At 59.7% G+C, this 21759-nt stretch carries 14 protein-coding genes and 3 pseudogenes; 5 read left to right on the top strand and 12 right to left on the bottom strand.

The features are described 5' to 3' along the window. Window positions 1-167 precede the first annotated feature (167 nt). The 3 genes and pseudogenes from GGD61_RS24605 to GGD61_RS24595 form a co-directional block, all read right to left on the bottom strand. Window positions 168-1179: pseudogene (locus GGD61_RS24605) on the bottom strand (transketolase family protein). Further along, window positions 1176-2027, bottom strand: coding sequence for a transketolase (locus GGD61_RS24600; protein WP_183231345.1), 852 nt, complete (start codon window positions 2025-2027; stop codon window positions 1176-1178). Before GGD61_RS24600 ends, GGD61_RS24605 begins: the two are co-directional and overlap by 4 nt. Window positions 2028-2048: 21 nt before the next feature. After that, window positions 2049-2710: pseudogene (locus GGD61_RS24595) on the bottom strand (SDR family NAD(P)-dependent oxidoreductase). A 110-nt stretch (window positions 2711-2820) separates the two neighbouring features. On the opposite strand from GGD61_RS24595, the pseudogene GGD61_RS24590 reads away from it, so the two are divergent. The 3 genes and pseudogenes from GGD61_RS24590 (at window position 2821) to GGD61_RS24580 (ending at window position 7230) form a co-directional block, all read left to right on the top strand. Further along, window positions 2821-3716, top strand: a pseudogene (locus tag GGD61_RS24590) (LysR substrate-binding domain-containing protein). Window positions 3717-4501: 785 nt separating this feature from the next. After that, entirely contained in the window at window positions 4502-5869 is a 1368-nt protein-coding gene (locus tag GGD61_RS24585) for a pitrilysin family protein (protein ID WP_183231384.1), read from the top strand. A gap of 77 nt (window positions 5870-5946) precedes the next feature. Beyond that, window positions 5947-7230 carry a pitrilysin family protein gene (locus GGD61_RS24580; RefSeq protein ID WP_183231344.1) on the top strand — a complete coding sequence of 428 codons (1284 nt, stop codon included), beginning with the start codon at window positions 5947-5949 and terminating at the stop codon, window positions 7228-7230. A gap of 1629 nt (window positions 7231-8859) precedes the next feature. On the opposite strand, the gene GGD61_RS24575 is transcribed toward GGD61_RS24580, so the two are convergent. Beyond that, complete coding sequence (locus tag GGD61_RS24575; protein ID WP_183231343.1) at window positions 8860-10899, bottom strand: methyl-accepting chemotaxis protein; 2040 nt, start codon at window positions 10897-10899, stop codon at window positions 8860-8862. 349 nt (window positions 10900-11248) lie between these two features. Between GGD61_RS24575 and GGD61_RS24570 the strand changes: the two genes are divergently transcribed. Continuing rightward, the gene (locus GGD61_RS24570) at window positions 11249-12136 is read left to right on the top strand and encodes a LysR family transcriptional regulator (protein WP_183231342.1); all 888 of its coding nucleotides are present in this window, start codon (window positions 11249-11251) and stop codon (window positions 12134-12136) included. A 234-nt stretch (window positions 12137-12370) separates the two neighbouring features. Here the strand turns inward: GGD61_RS24570 and GGD61_RS24565 are convergent, their stop codons facing one another. The 7 genes from GGD61_RS24565 to GGD61_RS24535 form a co-directional block, all read right to left on the bottom strand. Continuing rightward, window positions 12371-12772 (bottom strand): CBS domain-containing protein, encoded by a 402-nt coding sequence (locus tag GGD61_RS24565; RefSeq protein WP_246786007.1) that lies wholly within the window; start codon window positions 12770-12772, stop codon window positions 12371-12373. Window positions 12773-13235: 463 nt separating this feature from the next. Further along, window positions 13236-14219: a D-2-hydroxyacid dehydrogenase gene (locus GGD61_RS24560; RefSeq protein ID WP_183231341.1), complete on the bottom strand. Its 984-nt coding sequence runs from the start codon at window positions 14217-14219 to the stop codon at window positions 13236-13238. A gap of 188 nt (window positions 14220-14407) precedes the next feature. After that, window positions 14408-15262, bottom strand: coding sequence for an SDR family oxidoreductase (locus GGD61_RS24555; protein ID WP_183231340.1), 855 nt, complete (start codon window positions 15260-15262; stop codon window positions 14408-14410). Further along, window positions 15259-15963, bottom strand: a complete 705-nt coding sequence (locus tag GGD61_RS24550) for an aldolase (RefSeq protein WP_183231339.1) — start codon at window positions 15961-15963, stop codon at window positions 15259-15261. The genes GGD61_RS24555 and GGD61_RS24550 overlap by 4 nt, the downstream gene beginning before the upstream one ends. A gap of 90 nt (window positions 15964-16053) precedes the next feature. Continuing rightward, a complete protein-coding gene (locus GGD61_RS24545; protein ID WP_183231338.1) occupies window positions 16054-17679 on the bottom strand; it encodes an NADP-dependent glyceraldehyde-3-phosphate dehydrogenase in 1626 nt (541 codons plus the stop codon). Window positions 17680-17712: 33 nt separating this feature from the next. Beyond that, a complete protein-coding gene (locus GGD61_RS24540; RefSeq protein ID WP_183231337.1) occupies window positions 17713-18033 on the bottom strand; it encodes a putative quinol monooxygenase in 321 nt (106 codons plus the stop codon). Further along, entirely contained in the window at window positions 18033-19145 is a 1113-nt protein-coding gene (locus GGD61_RS24535) for an isocitrate/isopropylmalate dehydrogenase family protein (RefSeq protein ID WP_183231336.1), read from the bottom strand. The genes GGD61_RS24540 and GGD61_RS24535 overlap by 1 nt, the downstream gene beginning before the upstream one ends. Before the next feature lie 382 nt (window positions 19146-19527). Between GGD61_RS24535 and GGD61_RS24530 the strand changes: the two genes are divergently transcribed. Beyond that, window positions 19528-20271, top strand: coding sequence for a GntR family transcriptional regulator (locus GGD61_RS24530; protein WP_183231335.1), 744 nt, complete (start codon window positions 19528-19530; stop codon window positions 20269-20271). Window positions 20272-20344: 73 nt separating this feature from the next. Here GGD61_RS24530 and GGD61_RS24525 read toward each other — a convergent pair whose 3' ends face one another. Continuing rightward, window positions 20345-21682 carry an MFS transporter gene (locus GGD61_RS24525; RefSeq protein ID WP_183231334.1) on the bottom strand — a complete coding sequence of 446 codons (1338 nt, stop codon included), beginning with the start codon at window positions 21680-21682 and terminating at the stop codon, window positions 20345-20347. Window positions 21683-21759: the final 77 nt, after the last annotated feature.

Genomic DNA, 21759 nt, shown 5'->3' with positions numbered 1-21759 from the left:
TAGGTGCCGACTGCATCAGGCTCCAAACGAGCGTGCGGCTTTCCGGCTTTTCGTTCGCCAGCTCTGGAGCGCCAGCATTTGGGCAGGAGCCATCACTCACCGCCGCACATGCGACGGATGTCGCTCCTCACCAGGGCTTGGTCGGGTTGACGCTTAGCGCCGTCGCACTAAAGCCACTGCTTGATCTGTCTTGCGATCTCTGCGGTGGAAATCCCGTACCGGTCGTGCAGTGTTGGAAGTGCGCCAGCGTCAAGAAATTCGTCAGGCAAGGCGATTTGGCGGAAAGGTGGATGGACGCCCGAACGCATCAGAAGTCCGGCAACCGCCTCTCCCAGGCCTCCGATCATCGTATGGTTTTCGGCAACTACGACAAGGCGGCCGGACTTCGCCGCTTCCCTCAAGATCGTTTCGGTATCGAGCGGTTTGATGGTGGGAACATGCAGCACGGCGATATGCACACCGTCGTTCTTCAACGTTTGTGCGGCTTCGAGCGCGCGCATGGTCATGATGCCGGATGAGATGACCAGGGCATGATTCCCGTCGCGGTTCAGCTTGGCCTTACCGAGCTCGAACTTGTAATCATATTCATCCAAGACGACCGGCACCTGACCACGCAGCAGGCGCATGTAGACGGGTCCCCTGATGGGCTGCGATCGCAGGCACCAGCTGCTCGATTTCGTGGGCGTCGCAGGGATCGATGACCGTCATGTTGGGCATCGCGCGAAACAGCGCGACGTCCTCTGCGGCCTGATGACTCGGGCCGTAGCCCGACGTCAGCCCAGGCAATGCGCAGACGATCTTCACGTTGCGGTTTTCTTCGGCGATCGTTTGGTGGATAAAATCATAAGCTCGCCGCGACGCGAATACGGCGTAGGTGGTCGCGAACGGCATGAAACCTTCGGCGGCAAGGCCTGAAGCGGCGCCGAACAGCAGCTGCTCAGCCATGCCCATCTGATAGTAGCGGTCCGGAAATTCCTTCGCGAAGATGTGCAGGTCGGTGTACTTGCCAAGATCAGCCGTCATACCGACCACATCAGGACGACTGCGTGCGAGTTCGACGAGCGCGTGCCCAAAGGGTGCCGGCTTCGTTTTCTGTCCCTCCGTCGCGATCGAGGCGATCATGGCGGAGGTGGTCAGGCGCGGCTTACCCGGCTGTGGTGCTGATCTGACGATCTTCATGCCTGCCTCCCGGCTTCCAGCGCGGCAAGCGCGAGTTGCCATTCGTGCTGCTCGACGCGGATGAAATGATTTTTCTCGCGCTGCTCAAGGAAGGGAACGCCCTTCCCCATCAGCGTGTCGGCAACAATCATCCGCGGCTTCGGCTCCGAATGTGCCTTGGCGACATCGAACGCAGCCACCACGGCATCGCGATCGTTGCCGTCGATGCGTTGCACGAACCAACCGAAAGCCTTAAGCTTCTCGACCAGCGGCTCGAAGGCCATGACCTGCGTCGAAGGACCGTCCGCCTGCTGATTGTTGACGTCGACGATGCCGATCAGATTGTCGAGCTTGTAGTGACCGGCCGGCTGGATGGCTTCCCAGACCGAGCCTTCGTCAAGCTCGCCATCGGAGAACAAGGTGTACACCCGCGCCGCGGATTTCTTGCGCTTGAGGCCGAGGCCCATGCCGACGGCGATGCTGAGCCCAAGCCCGAGCGAGCCGCCCGACATTTCCATTCCGGGCGTGTAGGAAGCCATGCCCGACATCGGCAGGCGACTCTCGTCGCTTCCGTAGGTTTCAAGTTCTTCCTCAGGGACGATGCCCGCCTCAATCAATGCCGCGTAAAGCGCGATGGCGCAGTGCCCGTTGGACAGTAGGAAGCGGTCCCGCTCCTCCCATGACGGATCTTCAGGCCGGTAACGCATTGCGTGAAAGTAAGCCACTGCGAGAACGTCGGAGATATCGAGCGCCTGCGCGATATAGCCCTGGCCCTGAACCTCGGCCATGCGCAGCGCATTGCGGCGAACGTTGTAGGCCCGATCCGGCAGGCTCGGCGTGTTTGTCAGCGTCTTGGTAGAGTTTTCCATGGACCTGGACCTTGTCTCGTCTCAGTGGATCAGCATTCCGCCATTGACGTCGATCACGGCGCCAGTGACGTAGGCGGAGAGATCTGAGACCAGGAAAGTGTAGATGCCGGCGACGTCGTCTGCCGTGCCGAGACGATTGAGCGGAATACCTTCCAGGATTTTTGTCCTCATCGTCGGTCAGCTTGCCGGCGGTGATATCGGTGTCGATCAGGCCGGGCGTCACGCAATTGACCCGGATGCCGTCTGGGCCGAACTCGCGGGCCATAGCCTTGGCGAGACCCAGCACGCCGGCCTTCGCCGCCGAATAGTGCGGACCGCCAAAAATTCCGGAACAGAACCCCTTTCAGATTGACGTCCTGGATGCGATCCCAATCGGCCGCCGAAATCTCGAGGAGCTTCACCGGCTGGGTGATACCGGCGTTGTTGATGAGGATGTCGACGCTTCCGAACGCATCCAGCGCGCGGGCGACGGCTTGCTCGCAGGAGGCTTTGTCCGCAACGTCACACCGAAGCCCGACGTGGGACTTTCCAAGCGATGCTGCGGCATCCGCAGCAGCGTCGGCATCAATATCCAGAATGGCGCACCGAGCGCCCTCGGCAGCGAACCGCCGGGCGGTGGCAAGCCCGATCCCGCGCGGCGAAGCCGCGCCCGAAATGATGGCAGTCTTGCCGCTGAGCAGCATCGGTTCCTCCCGCACATTGTTCTTCATTAGCGGGACAAGAATTGACCTGCGCAGTGCCGACTGACAATCGCACAGTTGTCACGGATCGATGAATCTGGTTCACTTATGGCATGTTGTCGAACATCCCCATATCGGCAATTCGTGCTTTCGAAGCCGCGGCCCGCACCGGATCGTTTCGCGATGCGGCGAATGAGCTTCACCTGACGCCGAGTGCGGTCAGTCATGCCATCCGCAAGCTCGAGGGCAGGCTTCGGACCGTTCTATTTGAGCGCAGCGCGCGCTCCGTGCGGCTCACGCCGGCGGGCGAGAATTTGATGCGTCATACCGGCGCTGCGTTTGATCAGCTTCGCCGCGGACTTGAGGAGGTTGCCGCGCGCGGACCGCAATTGGTCCGCGTTCATTCCGCGCCGAGCTTTGCCACACAATGGCTTGCGCCGAGACTCGCACAGTTTCTCGCCACCCACCCGAAGCTCGAAGTCCGGCTGGCTGCGAGCACGGACGACGCTCGCTTCAGCAACGATGATTTTGATATCGACATCGTCTACGGTCCGCCTCGAGCGGAAGGTGTCGAAATTGTTCCTCTGCCGGAAGAGACCGTGACCCCGCTCTGCTCCCCCGCGCTTGCAAAATCGATCAGGAAGCTGCCGATCTCCTCCATCATACGCTCATCCGTTCCGACGTGAAGCAGGTTCAGTGGCACCAATGGTTCACGGCGAACGGATTGGAAGCACCTGCGCTCCACGGCATGAGGTTCGATCGAAGCTTTCTGGCAATTGCAACGGCCGCAGAGGGACTGGGAGTGGCGTTGGAATCAACGCTTCTGGCCGAGCGCGAACTGGCGAGCGGGCGATTGGTGGCGCCGTTAACCGGACGCGCGAAGGATATTCGATACGTCGGCCATCGCCTTATCTACCCGCGCGCAAGCCGACAAAGATCGGCGGTACGAGCGTTTGCAGATTGGCTTCTCGAGCAATTCGGCGGCGAGGACGTCCGCTCCCCGCGATGAATTGTAAGCAGCCTCCTTCGCCGAGGAACTTGCGGCGAATCACATGTGGGCGGCTCCGCTGTTGTCGGAAGCGAAGTCTAAGGTCTGATCCCACTTCTGCGTGGTCTGAAACCCTAATGGATAGCTGTCGCCGCGGACGGCCGGCACGTGGCTTTGGTGCAGGAGCCTACCAAAGATGAGCGGGTCGTGTGTCACTTGACTATCACGGACCCGCATCATTCTCTGCTTGAGCGCCAGCTTGAACTATTGAAGGAGCGCTCGGGCCGCGGTCCCTCGTGTCGTTCGCCGCTTTTGGCGGCCGGGCACGCCGGTTGAATGCCAGAAGCAGCTGACGCTCGTTGGCTTTACCGCTTTGCGTGCGACCAGCCGTCAGAATAGCAAACCCAGAACACGGAAAAATACAGGAGCGAAACGTGTCATAACAACTGGCAGCAAGTGAGCTGTCGTCAAGTCTCACCTTAATCTATGCCAGCAAGCTGTCGCCCTACAATCTCGACAAATTTGTAGGTAGGCTCCCTGCGCCATGTCGAGTTCGCCACGAAGCGTTGCGTACTTTTGACGGGATAAGCGCTGGTTTCACTTCACATCAGTGTGCCTCGTGCGCTGACCGATCCCAAGGCAATGGCACAGCCTTTGCTCCATTGCATTTCGGAGGGGCGGCTGCCAGGTCTCGACCTGTTCCGTCGCAGGACGTGCACACATATGGAACGAAAGGCGCTGCCATGAGTGATGGGAGTTCGGTCAACGCCAAGACGGAAGAGTCCGTTGCTGGTGCATTCGACCCAATGACGCGGCCGGCGCTGGTCGAACAGAGAACGAGGGATAGCACTACTCCTAACCAACGCGGTTCTGACGAGTGCAGCGTTTTTGCCCAGGCCAGGTGGGAGCGACCAGCCAGCTACGAGCTTCAGAACGGACTCCAAGTCGTGGTAATTCCGGATCATCGGACGCCCGTCGTAACTCAGATGATCTGGTATAACGTCGGCTCTGCCGACGAGCCACCCGGAAAATCGGGTCTCGCGCATTTCCTCGAACATCTGATGTTTAAGGGCACATCCAAAAATCCGCCGGGTGCATTTGCCCAGGCCGTGCTGCGCATGGGCGGCCACCAAAATGCTTTCACCGGCGCCGACTTTACAAGCTATTTTGAGCATTTTCCGCGCGAGCAGCTCGGCAAGATGCTGGAATTTGAAGCTGACCGCATGACCAATCTCGTTCTTATAGATAAGGACGTGCGGTCCGAGCGCGACGTCGTGCTCGAGGAATTAAATATGGCGGTCGCCAACAATCCAGGTGCGCGGCTCGCCGAGCAGATGATGGCGGCGCTTTACCTCAACCACCCCTATGGCCGCCTCGTTATCGGCTGGCGGCACGAGATCGAAAAGCTTGGCCGTGAAGACGCGCTCGGCTTCTACAAGCGGTTCTATGCACCAAACAACGCTGTTCTGATCATCGCTGGCGATGTAGAGGCGGGCGAGATCCGCCCGATGGTGGAGACGAGTTTTGGCGGCATTCCCCCTCAACCGCAGATTCCGGCGCAGCGCCTGCGACCTCAGGAGCCGCCTCCGGCTGCGCCACGCAGCATAACGCTGGCCGATCCCCGCGTTGAGCAGCCAGAGCTAAACCGCCACTATCTGGTGCCGTCGGCGCGCACCGCGCTCGCCGGCGAAAGTCCCGTGCTTGACGTGCTCGCGCAATTGATGGGCGGCGGCATCAACTCATATCTCTACCGCGCGCTGGTGATCGACAAAAAGCTCGCGAGTCGCGCCTGGGCGAGCTACGAGCCCACCGCGCTCGATTCATCGCTGGTCGCAATCTCAGTTGCACCAGAGCCCGGTATCGAGTTCGAGCAGATTGAACACGTCATCGACGGCGTGATTGCCGGTATTGCCCAGCATCCTGCGCGCACAGAGGATATCGAGCTCGTCAAGACGCGGCTGCTCGCTCAAGCAATCTATGCCCGGGACGACCAAGTAAAGCTCGCGCTATGGTACGGCAGCCGGCTCACGACAGGACTGACCATCGACGAAATCCGAGGCTGGCCGGACAGCATCCGCGAAGTCAGTGCCGCGCAGCTGTCCGCGGCCGCGCGCAAGTGGCTCGACAAAAAGCGTTCCGTGACTGGCTATCTCGTCAAGGAACCTACCCATTGACACGCGGAGAGCTGATATTGGCCCAGTCTTGCACACGACGTGACGTCCTCCTCGCCGGGGCGTCAGCTTCAATCGCAGTGCTCGCATCACCAAACTCGCTTGCTGCCACCAGCACGCTTGCCGCGGCCAAGATCAAACGCGTGGTCTCGAGTGGCGGTATAGAGGCCTGGTTGTTGCAGGATGCGACTGTCCCCCTGATTGCTGTAGAATATGCCTTCGGCGGGGGAGCGACACAGGACCCGAGCGACAAATCCGGCGTTAGCCGCATGGTGGCTCGGCTGCTCGACCAAGGCGCCGGCAATCTGGACTCCACGACGTTTCATCAGCGGCTCGACCGCCGTGCCATTGAGTTGAGCTTCGAATCGGATCGTGATCACTTCGGCGGTAGCTTGCGCACGCTAAAGGACAACAAAGACGAGGCCTTTGACCTCTTACGGATGGCCCTGACCTCGCCGCGTTTCGACCCGGCGGATGTCGAACGGATCCGTGCCGGCCAGCTTGCGAACCTTCGGCATGAGCTGACCGATCCTTCGTCGCTCGCAATTCGCAAGTTCTACGAAATCACCTTCCAGGACCATCCCTATGCTCGGCAGGCCGGAGGCACCCTCGACAGCGTGCCAAAGATCAACTTGGCGGATCTCAAGGGCTATGTCCGAGGCGTGATCGCAAAAGACACACTCAAGATCGCGGTGGTCGGCGACATCGATCCAGAGGACCTGTGCAAATTGCTCGACTGCACTTTTTCGAGCCTGTCAGACAAGTCGAACTTGACGCCGATTCCCGACGTTGTCGCAACAAAGCCACCGCAGCGCGTTTTCATTCCCCTCGATGTCACGCAGACATTCGTGACATTCGGTGGTCCGGGCGTTCGGCGCATCGAGCCGGATTTCATGTCAGCCTTTGTCGTCAACCATATCCTTGGCGGCGGTTTGACTTCGCGGCTCTTCCGCGAAGTCCGCGAGAAGCGCGGGTTGGCCTATTTTATCGGCGAGCGGCTGGTCTGGATGGATCATTCATCCGTCTTCGTCGGCTATAGCGGCACGCATGCCGATCGCGCAGGCGGGACAGTCGAAGAGATTGAGAGGCAGGTCCGTCACATTGCCGAGACCGGGCCGACCCCGCAGGAACTCGATGATGCGAAGTCTTACGTGAAGGGCTCCCAGATACTAGCTCTCGGCACTACATCGAAGCTTGCGCGAACGCTGTTGCAGCATCAGCTTGATAAGCTGCCGATCGACTACCTCGAGAAACACGACGAGGTTGTGGATGCTGTGACCTTGGAGGATGCCAAGAGAGCAGCGGCGCGCCTCTGGGGCGACGGGCTGCTCACCGTTCTCGTCGGCCGTTCCCCAGTGCCATGACTACGTCCCCGTCAAATGCGGAGAGGGGCGTCAAACCACAATATGCAGGGCGGCCACGCCCAAAGTGAGGATTGGCAGGCGGGGCACTAGATGAAGATCCTCATCCTTCCGAACCGCGGCTCATCGGTCGACTTCAATAAACCCTTGGCCGGCCGGTTTTCCGACCTGAATAATGCGACGTTGAGTTACGGCGTTAGGCCGCGCCGGTCGCACTTTCCAATGCCAACAGAATGCTCCAGTCCACCGGGTGACCTCGCGCCTTTCGGCGGCTGCACAAACAAATCGAAAAAAAATCAACGTCCAGCTTTTTTGGCGATGCGGTTGAGAAGCTCAACTGTCGCATGTTCTATCGCGCCTCAAGGACTACTCATGTAGGAGCAGTCAATCTCGGGTTCGTAAAGTGATTTACCTTTGGAATACCTTGATCTCAGCGGATCCGGCGCACATTCCAGGCCACAACAGAACGAGTTTTAATGCGCGAGCTTATGCCATGGGCCAGACTGGCAACACACTGGCTATAAATCTACTGCTAGGTTTCAGACTCAATTGGTCGAATCGACTGAGGTCGATGGTAACCCAAGAAGTTCTTGCGAGTTTGTCGTGTCAAACACGCCTGAAATCCTTAAGACGGCAGAAACAGCGCTCGATAACGTTGCGCCTGTTGTAGGCACACTCACTGAAGCTGTGGAGGGTTACCTGTTCGATTTGTTTGCAAACGGCCTTTGCCGCGATCTACGCTTTCGGTACGAAAGCGGTCGCCGTCGCAGCCTTTGTCGTTGAAGAGGGCAGACGACGGCGCGACTTCCGAGAGGCCGGCCTTAAAGAACGATCTGGGGCTTGCCGTTAAGGTGAGACGATTGCGCACTGTCCTCGATCAGGGTCGCTCAGAGCGTGACTTTTCGCGGTGCGCCAACGGCGCGAGCGACCGATCGCCAAGCTTCACTGTCGGCCCGTGATTTTGAGCAGCGGGCTATCGGCCACTGCGCGTCTGTCGGCCGTTTCGCTACCTCATTTTTATTGTCAAAGCACAATCCACCGGCGGGGAACCAGGCACGCTGTTCTGTCACAGGCAACCACAGCCTTTAGAGCGGGGGCGAGTTGACACGTGCCATGGCTGCCATATTGCTCGCGGCTTTGTTCGCAGCCGACGCGTTGCGCGCCACGACGTAGAGCGCTCCAACGCGCCCACCGTGAAGGTCCAAAATTCTTGGTCGCAGGAATATGCCACCAGCGCCTCATCGGCTGCCTTCAGTACCAGCCATGAAGCTGCCTCCTTATCGAGTCGCTCGCCCGAGCCTTGCGAGATCGATGAAGGGGGATCAATCCTCGTGCAGAGAGCATTTGCGCCACCTCACTCGACTGCTCGATGGAGAAGTCCAAACAAGTTGGGTGATGACAGCACCCATGCAGCAGGACGTGCGTTCCCTTCTCTGCTTCCATCACGGACTCGCGCACGCTTTTGGAATTGACGGATTGGCGCGCCAAATCGACGAACCGATAATTTTGTGGCGTGACGCGCCCAGATGAAAAGATCGGCATGATTGGGCCAGCTCGGTGTTCCAATCCGTACCTTTTCGCTTGCGCTTGCGGCGTTGATCAATTCGGCCAATTCCTTTGAGCGTTTTCGGGCTAAGCTGCCCGGATGTTGGCCATGAAGCGATCTAGCTCGGTCCGCAGACGCACACTCTCAGTCGATAGTGTCTTGGCCGAACTCAGCACCTCGTCCGAAGCAGTTCCGGTCTCGGTTGCAGCGCGATTGACCTGTCCAATATCGACGGCCACAGCCTGCGTGCCTTGCGCGACGGTTTGGACGCTACGCGCGATCTCCTGGGTAGCGGAGCTCTGCTGTTCGACCGCGCTCGCGATCGAGGCTGCAATCGCCGATATCTGATCGATCGTCGTCCCAATCTCCTTGATCGCCCCCACTGACTCGCTCGTGGCGCCCTGCATTGCGGCAATATGGGCCGAGATCTCGTCAGTCGCCTTTGCCGTCTGGCTCGCGAGCGACTTGACCTCGCTCGCGACAACGGCGAAGCCTCGTCCTGCCTCACCCGCGCGCGCCGCCTCGATGGTGGCGTTGAGGGCCAGGAGATTGGTCTGTTCGGCGATCGCTGTGATCAGCTTCACGACGTCACCGATCTGTTGCGCCGCGCGGGACAGCCTGGCTATGCGATCATCGGTTTCCTTGGCCTGCACTACGGCAGCTTCCGTGATACGGTTGGAACCCTGGACTTGCCGACCGATCTCCTCAACCGACGCAGAAAGTTCTTCCGTCGCGGCAGCGACCGACTGCGTGTTGGAGGAAGCCTGGCCGGAAACGTTGGCTACCTGGCTCGACAAGCCCTGTGTGGTCTCTGCGGTCCGCATCAGTGTCGTCGCAGCGGTCTCGAGCTGCGCTGCGGAGGCCGAGACGTTAGATACAATGGAGCCGACCGCGCCCTCGAATTGGTCGGCGAATCGAATCAGCTCGGCGCGTCGAGAGGCCGCCTGCTCCCGATTCTGCGCCTCCGCCGTTGCGGCGTCCCGTTCAGCCTTGGCAATCGCCTGCAGCTTGAACTCTTCCATCGCCGCGGCCATTTCACCGAGCTCATCCTTTCGGCCAAGCCCCGGCAACACCACGTCAAAATCTCCCGACGCCAGCTTTCGCATCGCGTTGCACATCGCGATCATTGGGCGTGAAATGCCCGTGCCGAGCAGGAAGGCAAGCACAGCGCCAAAAAGTATTCCGCCGGCAGCGAGCATCAAGATCAGTTGCTCGGTCCGACCGACGAGCTGTTCCGACTCCGTTTCTAGTCGTCGCTGCTCGCCAAGGAGATCGGATTTCATTGCGGCCGAACCTTGCATGATGGTCCCGGCCGAGCTGCCCATCTCCGCCACAAGCTCATCGACGGACTTGGCATTCGCTATGAGCTTCTCCAGCGCCTCGCGATAGGCTTGCAGCAACGCCTTGGCTTCCCTGAGGCCGGCTACGACCGTCTCGTCCGCCGAATAGATCGCCTTGAACGAATTCTCGGCCAATTTCAGCCCACCGAGCGCACTTGCTGCCACGGATTGATCTGAACTGAGATAGAAATTGCTGGTGGCTGCGTTCGCGGCCTGAAACTGCGTGTTGACCTGCTTAGTACCGAACTCAATAGCCTGGGTCTCGGCGTCGGACGCACCAAGGCGGATATCGTCCAGCTTGTATTTCAGCAGGCTCGCGCTGGGCGTGATTTGATCATGCACGATCAGCGCACTGCTACGCTTCAATTCGAGGATTCTGGCAAATGTCGCCGAAAAGCCGGTGAACTCCTTTGCGAGCTTGTTGAGACGCTCCAGGCGATCCGGCGCCTTGGTGTTCTTGATCGATTGATCGATGGCGTTCTTCAAGCTGGCCTCGGCATCCAGCGCTGCCTTCGCATCGTCTTCCTTGCCGGTGACCACGAAGTATCGAGCACCCGAGCGGTAGGCCAGCAGTTCATGGTCGATATTGCGCGCGAAATCGGCCTCCGAAACACTGACCCGGAAGGACCCGACTCCATCGGAGACACGCTCGAACCCGAAATAGGCGAACGCCATGCTGACGGCCAGGATGACGAGAACCGCCCCGAATCCGGCTACAATCTTCGCACGAAATCGCAGGGGCGGAATGAGATTTCGCGTCGGTTTTCCCTTGATACGCCCAGCCATCCTCATTCTCCCCCATGTGTTCGCACTGGCCCACCCAGCGGTCCGGGATTTCCCAGACAGATTTGAAAATGAGTGGAGAGTGGTCAAAGTGAGGTAAATCCGTCTTACCGAACGATGGGGCGCATCATCGCTGCAGAGGAATGGCGAGCTTCGACCATAGACGCTTGGACGTTGACCGGCCTAGCCACAGGTGACTTGGCAAACTCATCGGAAACTATTGAAGACCAACCCTTTTCTCAGACCGTGCTTTGGTGGAGGATGGACGGGCTGCGAGGTCTGGCCGGTCACCGAAGGTCGGATTGTTGAATGCAAATTGACTGACTGTTGAGCCGTATGCATCGATCCCGATATGAGTAACCGAACCGACCTTGTTGAGCTGGAAGCTTTTCTGGCGATTGTACGCGCAGGCGGCTTCCGTCGCGCCGCGACCATCAGGGGTGTCTCCGCCTCTGCTCTCAGCCATTCCATGAGAAGCCTGGAGCAACGGCTTGGCGTCCGGCTTCTCCATCGCACCAGCCGGAGCGTGCATCTTACAGCTGCTGGGGAAATGCTCGTGCGTGAGCTGGAGCCTCGCTTCCGCGGCATTGAGGAAGCTATCGAGGGCTTGAATGAGTTCCGGGGCCACCTTGTAGGCCGCGTCAGGATCACCGCATTGCGCGACGCTGCGCGCTTGCTTCTCGCGCCGAAGCTCCCAGCGTTTCTCGCCGCTTTCCCCGAGATCGAGGTGGAGATTGCCGTCGACGACAAGTTCGTGGACATGGTCGCTGAGGGATTTGACGCGGGTATCCGCTATGGCGGGACCGTGCCCGAGGGCATGATTGCCTCGCGACTGAGCGACAGTCTCGAATGGGTCATCGTCGGCTCACCGGGCTATCTCAAAGATCATGGCTATCCAAAACACCCGGAAGAACTTTCGAGCCATAAGTGCATCCGCATCCGCCTTGGCACCGATCGAATCTACGAATGGGAATTCGAGCATCAAGAGAAACGTCTCACCATCGACGTTCCCGGAGCGATCATTCTTGATGACTCCGAGCTTTCGATCCGAATGGCGGAGGCCGGCGTCGGCCTGTTCTATTGTCTGAAAGCCAGGGTCGAAGCTCAATTGTCGAGCGGCTCACTGGTTTCGGTGCTGCCCGAGTGGATTTCGCCCGGACCGGGCTTCCACGCCTACTACTCTTCCCACCGTCAAGTGCCGTCCGCGCTGCGAGCGTTCCTGGACCATCTTCGAGGTTAGTGGTGGTTTTCCCGCTAGTCGCGCCCCGGCGTCGCGATTTCGTCAAGGCACTTCCACGACTCTGGTCGAGCACCTGAAGGCGCCTGATCGCTCGCTAGGGCACGTTCTCACTAGGGGCTGGGCTGGGCTGGCAAATTGATGTCCGGTGGCCCTCAATAGCGGCCGAAGAGCGGACCCGAGGCCGCAGATGGGCCCACAAGCAGATCTGGGGGCGACGACACCGCATTTCGTCTGTTAGCCCCCGGGGCCGTCCTTCATGATATAGCCCATTAGGTCGTCCACGTTGTGCTCCAAATCGCGGATGATGTTCTTGACGACGTCTCCGATCGAGATCACGCCTACGACCTTGCCCGCGTCCAGCACCGGCAGATGGCGAAAGCCGCGCGTAGCTATCATTGCCATGCAGCCCTCCAGCCGATCGTCCGGCTTAACCGTCACCGGGTTGCTCGTCATCACCTGGCCCACGGGCGTCGTCTTCGCATCGAGCCCGGGCAACAGCACTTTAATAGCGCAGTCACCCTGGGTCACGATACCGACGAGCACGTCGTCGTCGATGACCAGCACCGACCGGACCCGATTGTCGCGCATCTGGCGCAAGGCTTCGACGACCGTGTCGCTGGAACGAACATCGATCAAGGCGCCCTTCTTCTGGGCCAGAGCGCTTGTTTGCTCATCGATGTCCCCTCGGGGCCCTGTCCTGCCCCACCCTTGATGGCCCGCATTGAAGAATAGTCGAAATATCTTGCCTCGTCAGCACCGCGCCGATGTCGCACCGGCGAGGCCTGTCACCGATCCCGACAGCGAGATTTTCACCGCCTCGATGGCGTAGCCCGGCGGCACCTTCACCACTTCCAGCTCGAAGACGCTGACGCCATCATGCGCAGCGCAACCCTGAAGAGATACCGCTCTACCGTCGCTCCAAATTCCCTAGCCAACAGAGTGGTAGAAAAGGGTACCCAGGTTCAAGCGGCCGAAGCACTGGTACCCCCTCAAGGTCTGCTATGAATTTAAAAGCTGTCGAGGGCTTGAGCGACGCGCGGTCCGGTTACATCGCTTAGCGGACTTATATATGGTCACGCGAGACTCTTCGGTCCGTCTACTAGTGAGCACTCATCACAACATTCTTCGGCGTGCCATTCCAGAACGCTTCGATATTATCGATGAGCTGGTCCGCAAGCGTTTGCACCGCCTCCTGACTCGCCCACGCGACGTGAGGCGTCAGGATGAAGTTGGGCAGGCCTGTCAGTTGCATGAGTGGATGATCGGCTGAGGGAGGCTCGACGGTAGCCACATCAAAGGCGGCGCCTGATATGCGACCGGAATGAAGCGCCTCACCCAGGGCGATCTCGTCAACCAGACCACCTCTCGCCGTATTGATGAGTATCGGCTTGCGTTCCATGAGCGCGAACTCGGGCGCCCCGATCATGTTGCGCGTTGCTGGCGTCAGCGGAGCGTGGATCGTGATCGCATCGCTGAGACGCAGCACGTCTTCAAACGGCGTATAGAGCGGCCCCATTCCCTCCACACCTTTGTAGGATGAAAACAGGACGCGCATCCCAAAGCCTCGCGCGAGGTCCGCGACGGCACGTCCCAGCGCACCATCTCCAATGATCCCGAGTACAGATCCTGCGATGTTCCGGATCGGGTAATCGAAATAGCAAAACTGTCCCGACTCAGTCCAACGTCCCGCCCGCACAGAGTCCCGATACGCGAGAAGGCTGCGCCGAAGAGCAAACAGAAGAGCGAACGTATGTTCGGGGACTGTGTCGACCGCGTAATCCCGAATATTTGACACGAGCACATTCCTGGCAGCACAGGCCGCAATATCCACCACATCTGTCCCGGTCGCAGCGACTGCTACCAGTTTCAGGTTGCGTGCTGTGGCAATCCCCCTTGCAGTTACCGGCGCCTTGTTTGTGATCACAACATGGGCATCGGCAATCCGATCGCTCACCTCCTCGGCTCGCGTCGCTTCGTACTCAATCCACTCGTGTGGAAATGACAATTGGCGCAAAACGACGTCAGGCAGTATCGTGCTCCTATCGAGAAACACGACCTTTGCGGTTGTGATGGTTTTGCTCATGTTGAAACTCCGTCCAGGCGTGGCGTTCGCTTCGGGTCGTACCCGCACATTCCCTCCCCGCATACGACGGACGAGAGATCGCTCCGCAAACGACTTCAAGCAATTATGAAAGAACGCTTCGCGCTGGGAAAACGAAAAAGAGGGTCGAACACATGAGTATTGCTCAACTTCGCCATTTCAATGATATCTCAGTCCTCCTCCGGCAGTCCTGACATCCAGGCCGCAAAGCGCGGCCCCCAATCAGGATGCCATCGGGAAAGCGCGGGCCTGTTTTGAACCATATCGTCCGCGGCCCAACGAATTCGTCTAGCATCTATTTCGGATGTGACTGAATTGTCGGGGCAAATGATGTAAAAATCGCCGCGCCGAAACCGTTTGACAAACAGGTCGATCACTTGTTCGGCCGTCCAGGGCTCCTCCGGCTTCACATCCTGCAACGGCTTCAGGCCCGGAAAGTTCATGGGAGTCCATGTGTACCCGGGCACCAGCAGGTGCGCCGTGACACGACCTTCAGTCGCCTTCAAAAGCTCGTGGCTGAGTTGCTCGGTCAGAACCTTCACTGCGGCCTTGGAGACGGAGTACGCCGCTTTGCCGGGCGGGGTGGTAATACCTTCCTTGGACCCGAGATTGACGATCGCGCTTCGTGTCTTCGCTTCGATCATGCGCGGAACGAAAAGATGTTGGGCAGCGAGCACGCCAAAAAAATTTATGTCGAGCGCGTGCCGCCATGCGCCGATTTGCTCGTACGGGCCCGCGCGCTCGATGATAGCTGCATTGTTCATCAGCAGCGCAACTTCGCCGAACCGTCCGTATGCCGCATCCCTCAAAGCTTCCAGATCCGCCTCACGGGATACATCGCCCGGCACGACGACAATTTCGGTATCGAGCGTGTCGGCGAGCATCCGAAGCGCATCTTCGTCCCTGTCGAACAGCACGAGGCGCATCCCTTCGCGAGCAAAACGCCCTGCCGCAGCCGCCCCGATTCCGTTCGCCGCACCTGTCACAACTGCAACGCGCCCTCGGGCGATGATGTCGGCGTTCATCTCTCGTCCTTCCTTGAGTGAGACCCGCATCCGGTCTTGCCGTGCAAGGGTTCCGATCCCGGCAAAGTCAATCCGAATGTTTTGACCAGATCCTTCTCCTGCTCTGGTGACAGGAAGCGAGGATTGAGGCCCCGCAACAGCAGATAGAGTTTAGCGGTCTCTTCGAGTTCCTCGGTCGCAAACACGGCGGCCTCGAGCGCTTCGGCAGAGACGACCGGCCCGTGATTGGCCAACAGGATGGAAGAGTATTTCCCCGCGAGCCCCGTAATCGCCGAAGCGACCGCGGGGTCTCCTGGTCGATAGTACGGAATCAGGGCCGTCTGACCGCACTTCATCAGATAATAAGGCGTCATCGACGGCAAGGCCGCACGTGCGTCGATCTCGGGCAGCATCGAGAGCGCTACTGAATGCGTCGAATGAAGGTGAACGACAGCCCCCGAACTGCTGCGGGTGTCGTAGAGCGCAGCATGGAGCGGCACTTCCTTGGTCGGAGGATCACCGGAAACGACGCGCCCTTGCGCGTCGATTCTTGATATCCGGGCAGGATCAAGAAAGCCGAGAGAGGCATTCGTGGGCGTTACCAAGCACCCGCCGTCTTCCAGCCGTACGCTGATGTTACCCGACGAGCCTGGTGTCAGCCCCCGCTCAAATAATGACCGGCCGAACCGGCAAATCTCTTCTCGACGTTTGGTCTCGCTCACGTGCATACCGAAGGTTGGATCCAACACCTCGTGCTATTGGGGCTGAACTCAGCCCAATGGCGCTATGAACCACTCGGGAGTTGTTCAAGATCAGAGAATGAAGCCGGTGTGGATGAAGTTCGAGTGGTGACCGTCGACAATGGCATTGAGGATTTCGCGCGCTGGTTGGGTGTATTTTGTCGCGACCATCGAACGTATTGAAAACGAACGCAGCGCATCGGTGACCGACAGCGTGCCTTCGGCCGAGTCCTTCCTTCCGGTGAACGGGAAGACATCGGGCCCACGCTGACACTGACAATTGATATTCACCCGGCACACCTGATTGACCAGCGAATCGGCCATGCGGCCGATCATGTCGGGATCGCGGGCAAACAGGCTCACTTGCTGACCGTGTTCGGAGGTGGCAACGTAATCGAGCGCAACGTCAAGATCTGCGAAACTCATGATCGGGACCAGGGGACCGAATTGCTCCTCGCGATAAAGCCGCATCGCCGACGTCACCGGGTATACTACCGCCGGATAGAACAAGGTGCCTTCAACCGTGCCGCCACCGGCGTTGAGAACCTCGGCACCGTTGGCGACGGCATCGTCCAGAAGCTCGGTCATTTGCCTGGCCTTCGCCGTGCTGGGCAAGGGGGTCAAGCTGACGCCGGGCGTCCACGGCATTCCGATCTTCAGATCACCGAGAAGCAGCAGGAATTCCGCGATGAACGCCCCTGCAACGTCTCGATGGACGAGCAGCATCTTCAGAGCGGTGCAACGTTGTCCGTTGAACGAGAGAGCCCCCGCCAGGCATTCACGCGCGGCAAGCGCGATGTCAGCGTCAGGCATGATGATGGCCGCGTTCTTGGCGTCGAGCCCTAACACCGCACGCAGACGATTAGTCTTCGGGTGCACCTTCTTGAGGTGGTCTGCCACACGGCTTGAGCCGATAAGGGTCAAGACGTTGACTTTGCCGGTGCTGAGAAGTGCTGGGACAATCTCAGCGCCCTCACCATAGGCGAAGTTGATGACCCCCGGGGGAAACGCCTCGCAAAAGGCACTGAGCAGCGGCTCGAGCAGGAGCACTCCGTTGAGCGGCGGCTTGAACACGACCGAATTGCCCATGATCAGGGCCGGAATCAGTGTCGCGAAGGTTTCGTTGAGCGGATAGTTGTAGGGACCCATGCACAGCACGACCCCGAGCGGTGTACGGCGGATGAGGCCGACCGTTCCGTCCACGATTTCGAACTGGGAGTTCGCGTTGTCGAGGTTTCGCAGCGCCTCGATGGTTTGCCTGATATAGTCGATCGTGCGGTCGAACTCCTTTTCGGACTCGCTCAGGGTCTTGCCGATCTCCCACATGATGAGACGGGCGATCTCCGCGCGGCGCGCGCTCATGCGGGCCAGGAATTTTTGCATCGCGGCGATGCGGCCGGAGGCGCGCATTGTCGGCCAAACGCCGCGACCGTTGTCGTATGCGGCCACCGCGGCATCGAGAGCCACCAGCGCCGGCTCCACACTTCCGAACGGATGGCTACCGAGCCGCACCTGCGTCAAACGACCGTTGTCGTCACGAACCATCACCGGCGAGAGCACATCCTTGGTTGGCCCTGCCCAATCGCGGATTTCACCACCGACGAGGACGCGACGCTGCTCGATCGGCGCGATCGCAAATTCGCGCAGGCCTGCGTCACCGGCGTCCGGAAACAGCAATCTCAGCTGATCGGAGTTCATGACATCCCCCAAGATCCCAGAGCTCCCTGATCGCTAATCAGCGAATTTGTGCGACTTTGTCGTGACCCCAAGCCGCACGTATGTCGCGACCCGCTTGTCGATCACCCAGGGCGCAACCAGCCTGTCGAAACGACGAAAATGCTCAGTCGCCAAATGCGCGTCAAATGCCGCTCGATCGTCATAGATCTCATAAAGGAATATCTCGGCGCCGTCGGCTGCTTCGCAGACATCAAAGAGCCGACACCCTGGTTCGAGTGCGATCGAATCGGCGGCGTTCGCCAGCATCGCCTCGCGAAACTCCACCGTGTGCCCCGCCTTGATCGAAAAGGTCACGGTCACGACGAACTCGCCCATCACGCCACCGCCTTCATCGCTTGCGGAAGCGCTGCAATGGTTTCACGCGTCACCGCCGCGCATCCCGCCATGCCGCCCAGCTCGATCGGCACCGCCCCGGAAGAAAGCGCCATTTGTACTGACGCTTCAATCAGACGAGCACGAACCTCCAGCTGAGGCTCGCTATGCTTCTCCGCGAGCCAATCAAGCATCATCGCGGCTGAGAGGAACATTGCACACGGGTTCGATTTTCCCTGTCCGGCAATGTCAGGGGCTGTACCATGCGCAGGCTGGAACAGGGCATGCTTATCGCCGACGTCGGCTGACGGAGCCATGCCCATTCCACCCACGAGTCCCGCGGCGAGATCGGACAGAATGTCCCCGAACATGTTCTCGGTGACCATGACGTCGAGTGTCCATGGCTTTTTCACCATCGTAAGCGCCATGGCGTCGACATAGGCGTGGTCGGCTCCGATAGTCGGATGTGTCGCCGCGACCTCATCGAAGATCTTGCGAAAGAACGCCATGGAGGTGAACACGTTCGCTTTGTCGACACAGGTCACTCGCGCCTGGCCGCGCCTTGATTGGCGACGTTGCGCCAGCCGGAAGGCAAAATCGCTCACGCGCGCGGTTCCGCTCCTGGTGATGCACATCGTGTCGTAAACTTCATCGTCACCGACGACTTTGCCACTGCCCCGCGCGTGGAAAAGCCCCTCCGTCTGCTCCCGGACCAAGACGAAATCGATGTCACGGACGCGCTCGTCTGACAGGATCCGCGGGAGGCCCGGAAACCAACGGATCGGCCGGACCCCGGCGTAGAGATCCAGCGCCATGCGGAGATCGAGCTGGGGAATGATTTCCGTACCGTCGGAATGCCGAATGTCCGGCCACCCCATGGCGCCGAACAGAACTGCATCGGCCCGGCGGCAAGCCTCGAGGGCAGCGTCCGGGAGCGATTCACCGCTCTCGGCATAATATTGTGCCCCAGCCTTCCAGGTCGTCGTTCGCATCAGCGCGCCGGGGGTCTTGGCCTCCACCGCAGCGAGAAGCTCGAGGCAGGCGGCCATGACTTCCCTCCCGATGCCGTCGCCGGGCAGGACCGCAATATCAAGTTCGTTGGAAGAGACTGTCACGCTGCATCTCCAAGTGGGTTCTGCTCAGGCTGCGGATCACATCGCCATCGTACACAAACAGCGTCATTGTCGCGTTCAATAACGTATGCATTACTTGCACACTAATCCGATCTGACGAAAGCTGCAAGGTTGAAGCCGGATCCTTATCCCGTCTGGTCGAGGGGCGATCAGCAGGCACCGTCCTCATCCACGAGTTTTTGGAGCAAGCGGCGGGCCTCCCCTTCTCATTCGACCCGGGCCAGGGCTAGGTTTCGGCGAGCGTCGAATTTGGCTGGGATCGTTCCCAACCGAACCGGGGTCGATCGCCTCCGAAGGATGGTCGCGATGGAATTGGTTGCTCACGCCGATAGTGGTAAGACCAGGGAGAGAAGAACTGACCGCAATGACAACCAAGCCTCGAAAAAAGTCGCCAGACCTCAAGGCTGTGCCCCGAAAGGTGCCGACACGGGCTCGCCTTGCTCCCGTTGCGTCCCCGAGCGGCAAACCCAATCAAGCAGATATCGCCTATGCCCGGCTGCGCGAGCTGATATTGAGCGGCGCGATCGCCCCCGGCAGCTTCGTTCTCGAACTTGAGGCTGCGGCCCGGCTTGGCATGAGCCGGACCCCTGTCCGGGAGGCGATGGTGAGGCTCCGCGCCGAAGGCATCGTCGAAATCCGCGCGCGCCACGGCATGCGCGTCCTTCCGGTGTCGGCGGACGACATGCGCGAGATTTACGAGGTGCTCACGAGCCTGGAAGCGACCGCCGCCGGGCTCGTCGCGAGGCGTGGAATCGCCAACGAGGCTTTGGTCTCTCTCAACATGGCCGTCGCCAACATGGACGACGCGTTAGATCGGGACGACTTGGAGGCGTGGGCCCAAGCGGACGAGTCGTTCCATCGGACACTGATCAACAGTTGCGGCAACCGACGCATCATTCAAACCGTCGATCAGTTCTGGTCGCAGGCGCATCGTGCGCGTCTGCTGACGCTGCGCCTTCGCCCCAAGCCGACGCAGTCGAACCGGGAGCATGCCGCCCTGGTGCGGGCGATCGCCAAGGGCGACGCTGAAGCCGCCATGCGCCTGCACCAGGAGCACCGCGAACGTGCGGGACGGCTCCTCACCGACCTGCTCTCGAAACTGCCCTGAGCCGCCAATCAGTTGGCACTTCGCACCTGGCAGCGCTGTCCGCGGATAGCGCTGCCGTTTGTTTGCCCTCGATTCAACGAACCGCACCGGCAGAGGCCCCAACTGCCGCAGGCGCGCTGCGGGACTTTTGCCGGGTGAAGTAGACCACCGAAACGGCCACGCACGCCGTCCAGATTCCGGCCACACAGTAGATGCCCAGGTCCAGCGTGGACGTCGATTGCGTGAGAAAGCCGATGATGAAGGGCGCGAAGAAGCCGGCCGTCAATCCGATCGAATTGATGAAGGCGATTCCGGCGGCGGCCGAAACATCCTTGAGCGCAGCCGTCGGCAGACTCCAGAACACCGGCAGCACTGCCATGACTCCGCCCAACGCCATGCTCAGCCCGATCAGGACCAGAACGAGGTTGTGCTTGAACCAGACGCTGATCAGGAAGCCGGCAACGCCGAACAGGCAGCTTCCGACGAAGTGCAGGAAGCGCTCGCGCTTCCGATCGGAGTTACGACCTACCGCGAGCATCACGATCACCGCTCCGGCGTAAGGCACCGCCGAATAGATGCCGAGCTGGACGGTGTCCGTAACCCCTGTCCCCTTAATCAAGGACGGGAGGTAGAAGAAAATTCCCGATTGGGCGAGCACGATCCCGAAGAGAATTGCAGCGAGCAGAAGCACGTCGACGTTCTTGAAGACGTCAAGGATGCCCATCTCGGGCTTCCTGACGTTCTCAGCATCGATGTTGGCGCGAAGGCGCACCTGTTCCGACGAAGACAACCAAGAGGCATCCTCGATGGTGTCGCTTAGCTTGAACCAGACCACGAATGCCAGCAGGACGGCCGGGAGACCCTCTAGCAAGAACATCCACTGCCAGCCGGCGAGTGACGCAGTTCCGTGCATGTGGGCGATGATTAGACCGGAAATCGGCGCGCCGAAGATGCCGGCAAGAGGTGCAGCGAGGTAGAAGAGCGACGTGACCGTGGCGCGACGCTCGGTCGGATACCATCGCATCAGGTAGAAGATGACACCAGGAAATAGACCGGCTTCTCCGATCCCCAGCGCGATGCGGAAGATATAGAAGGAATATTCGGACCAAACCAGCATCATCCCCATCGAGATGAGGCCCCAGGTCATCAGGATGCGGCTCAGCCATCGCCGGGGGCCGAAATGGTGCATCAACAGATTACTGGGGATTTCCGATGCCGCATATCCGAGGAAGAAGAGTCCCGCGCCGAGCCCGTAGACGGCTTCGTTCAATCCGAGATCGCCCATCATATGGGGCTTGGCAAAACTGATGTTGATCCGGTCGAGATACGACACCGTGTAACACGTGATCAGCAGCGGCATCACATAAAGCGTGACTTTCCGGTAGAGAGCATCATCGCTCCCGGCCTTTGATCGCCCCGTTTCCTCACCCATGGCCCCTCCTTCTTTACAGCATTCATTAATGCATGCATTAATGCGATCGTTGCAAATGTAAGGCTGGAAATCAAGCT

The organism is Bradyrhizobium sp. SBR1B (genome assembly GCF_014198205.1).
In the GTDB taxonomy this organism is placed as follows: Bacteria; Pseudomonadota; Alphaproteobacteria; order Rhizobiales; family Xanthobacteraceae; genus Bradyrhizobium.
This window is presented reverse-complemented; position numbering and strand designations above follow the sequence as displayed.

Excerpts from the sequence above, each read along its gene's own strand:
- GGD61_RS24600 (WP_183231345.1), bottom strand. The coding sequence starts at position 2,027 with ATGGAAAACTCTACCAAGACGCTGACAAACACGCCGAGCCTGCCGGAT.
- GGD61_RS24585 (WP_183231384.1), top strand. The coding sequence starts at position 4,502 with ATGACGCGGCCGGCGCTGGTCGAACAGAGAACGAGGGATAGCACTACT.
- GGD61_RS24575 (WP_183231343.1), bottom strand. The coding sequence starts at position 10,899 with ATGGCTGGGCGTATCAAGGGAAAACCGACGCGAAATCTCATTCCGCCC.
- GGD61_RS24570 (WP_183231342.1), top strand. The coding sequence starts at position 11,249 with ATGAGTAACCGAACCGACCTTGTTGAGCTGGAAGCTTTTCTGGCGATT.
- GGD61_RS24560 (WP_183231341.1), bottom strand. The coding sequence starts at position 14,219 with ATGAGCAAAACCATCACAACCGCAAAGGTCGTGTTTCTCGATAGGAGC.
- GGD61_RS24555 (WP_183231340.1), bottom strand. The coding sequence starts at position 15,262 with ATGAACGCCGACATCATCGCCCGAGGGCGCGTTGCAGTTGTGACAGGT.
- GGD61_RS24545 (WP_183231338.1), bottom strand. The coding sequence starts at position 17,679 with ATGAACTCCGATCAGCTGAGATTGCTGTTTCCGGACGCCGGTGACGCA.
- GGD61_RS24540 (WP_183231337.1), bottom strand. The coding sequence starts at position 18,033 with ATGGGCGAGTTCGTCGTGACCGTGACCTTTTCGATCAAGGCGGGGCAC.
- GGD61_RS24530 (WP_183231335.1), top strand. The coding sequence starts at position 19,528 with ATGACAACCAAGCCTCGAAAAAAGTCGCCAGACCTCAAGGCTGTGCCC.
- GGD61_RS24525 (WP_183231334.1), bottom strand. The coding sequence starts at position 21,682 with ATGGGTGAGGAAACGGGGCGATCAAAGGCCGGGAGCGATGATGCTCTC.